General features: G+C 63.7%; 2 protein-coding genes. Both read left to right on the top strand.

Going from position 1 to position 2,142, the window contains the following annotated elements; translation table 11 throughout:
- Positions 1 to 872, top strand: an 872-nt coding sequence (locus tag EOA85_RS33485; RefSeq protein ID WP_245486258.1) for a glutamate-cysteine ligase family protein, incomplete at its 5' end; no start/stop codon positions are given.
- Between the two features lie 213 nt (positions 873 to 1,085).
- Positions 1,086 to 1,994 carry a DUF937 domain-containing protein gene (locus tag EOA85_RS33480; RefSeq protein WP_127212562.1) on the top strand — a complete coding sequence of 303 codons (909 nt, stop codon included), beginning with the start codon at positions 1,086 to 1,088 and terminating at the stop codon, positions 1,992 to 1,994.
- Positions 1,995 to 2,142 lie beyond the last annotated feature (148 nt).

Raw genomic sequence — 2,142 nt, 5'->3', positions numbered from 1 at the left:
GTACCAAAGGACTCGACATGATGTACCGCACCTGCACCATCCAGGTGAATCTCGACTTTGAGAGCGAGGCCGACATGCGCCGCAAGATGCAGGTGTCGCTGAAGCTGCAGCCACTGTCGACGGCGCTGTTCGCCAACTCGCCCTTCACCGAAGGCCGGCCCAACGGATTTCAGAGCTGGCGCGGCGACATCTGGCGCGACACCGACAACCAGCGCTCGGGCCTGCTCGAATTCTGCTTCTCGCCCGATTTCGGCTTCGCCGATTATGTCGAATGGGCGCTCGACGTGCCGATGTATTTCGTCATCCGCGACGGCCAGTACCACGACATGACACACGTCACCTTCCGCCAGTTCATGGCAGGTGCGGCCCGCAACGAGATACCCGAGGGGCTGCCGACGATGGGCGATTGGGCGAACCATCTGTCGACGCTGTTCCCCGACGTGCGATTGAAGCGTTTCCTTGAGATGCGCGGCGCCGATGGCGGACCGTGGCGGCGCATCTGCGCGCTGCCGGCCTTCTGGGTCGGGCTGCTCTATGACGCGGCGGCGCTCGACGCGACCGAGGCGCTGACCTCGAGCTGGAGCTATGAAGAGGTGCTGGCGATGCGCAACGCCGTGCCGGAACAGGGGGTTTCGGCGCCGTTCCGCAACACGACACTGCGCGAGATCGCCCGCGACGTGCTTGTCATCTCGCGCATGGGGCTGAAGAACCGCGGCCGCAAGAACCGCGACGGCTATGATGAAACGTCGTTCCTCAGCACGCTGGACGAAGTGGTCGCGCGTGGCACGACAAGCGCCGAAGAGCTGCTCTCCGCCTATCATACGCGCTGGGGCGGCTCGATCGAGCCGGTGTTCATGGAATATGCGTACTAGCCGTTTGCTATCCGGTTGGCCGACAGCTCAGGAACAGTCGCCTCAGTTAGTAATGGAAACGAATTAGACTAGAGCGCCGCGCGCCCTGGTGGACGCGCAAAGGACGCTCTGACTCTCTTTAAGCTACCGCATCGTGCTTTCCGAAAATCGATTCCGATTTTCGGGCCGATGCGGTAGGCTCTCCTGCGAGGATCTTCCCGGAGGAGAAAAACAATGCCTTCCTTGTTCGACATCCTGGCGCAGGCTCAGAACGGCAACGGCATGCAGATCCTGGCCCAACAGTTCGGGCTGTCGCAGCAGCAGACGCAATCGGCGATCGAGGCGCTGCTGCCGGCTTTTTCACAGGGGCTGAAGCGCAACACATCCGATCCTTACGGGCTCGGCGCGTTCATGACGGCAATGGCCAGCGGCCAGCACGCCAAATATTTCGAGGACGCAAGCCGGGCTTTCTCGCCGCAGGGCGTCGATGAAGGCAACGGCATTCTTGGCCACCTGTTCGGCTCGAAAGAGCTGTCCCGCGCCGTTGCCAGCCAGGCTGCGCAGGCGAGCGGCGTCAGCCAGCAGGTTTTGCAGCAGATGCTGCCGGCCGTGGCTTCGATGGTGATGGGCGGACTGTTCAAGCAGACTACAGATCAAATGCAGGCAGCAGGCGGATTCGGCGGCGGCAGCAATCCGCTCGGCGAGATTATCGAGCAGATGATGCGGCAGGCCGGTGGCGGCGCGCAAGCGCCGGCACCACAGCAGCGCCAGGCGCCCGGCCCGATGGACAATCCACTCGGCAAGGTGCTGCAGGACATGTTCGGCGGCGGCGCGCAGCAGCAGCCGCAAACCCGGCCGCAGCAGGCGCCCACTCCCTACGGCGACAATCCGCTCGGCAAGATGCTGCAGGATATGTTCGGCGGTGGTGCGCAACAGCCGCAGCAGCCTCAGCCGCAGCCTCGTCAGGCGCCCCAGCAGCGCCCGGCGCCACAGCCGCCGGCCAATCCGAGCGGCAGGCCAAGGAATCCGTTCGACGATTTGTTCGGCAAGATGTTCGAGACGGGCGCGCAGCAGCGCGACGATTACCTGAAGGGCGTCGAATCGATCTTCGAGCAGTTCAAGCGAGGAATGGATCGCCGGTAACCCGACGAGGCTGCCGGCATCTGATCTTCAGCGTTGATCTAAGAAAATGCCCGGTCCTTGTGAGAACCGGGCAGTGTGCAGGCGGGCCGGCGGGGGGACCGGCAGGGAGTGGGAGCCTGCGAAATCCAAGCGCCGAGCGCCCTAGACG

Source organism: Mesorhizobium sp. M5C.F.Ca.IN.020.29.1.1 (genome assembly GCF_003997375.1).
In the GTDB taxonomy this organism is placed as follows: Bacteria; Pseudomonadota; Alphaproteobacteria; order Rhizobiales; family Rhizobiaceae; genus Mesorhizobium; species Mesorhizobium wenxiniae.
The sequence above is the reverse complement of the archived record's forward strand: the minus strand, read 5'-3'. Positions and strand labels throughout refer to the sequence as shown.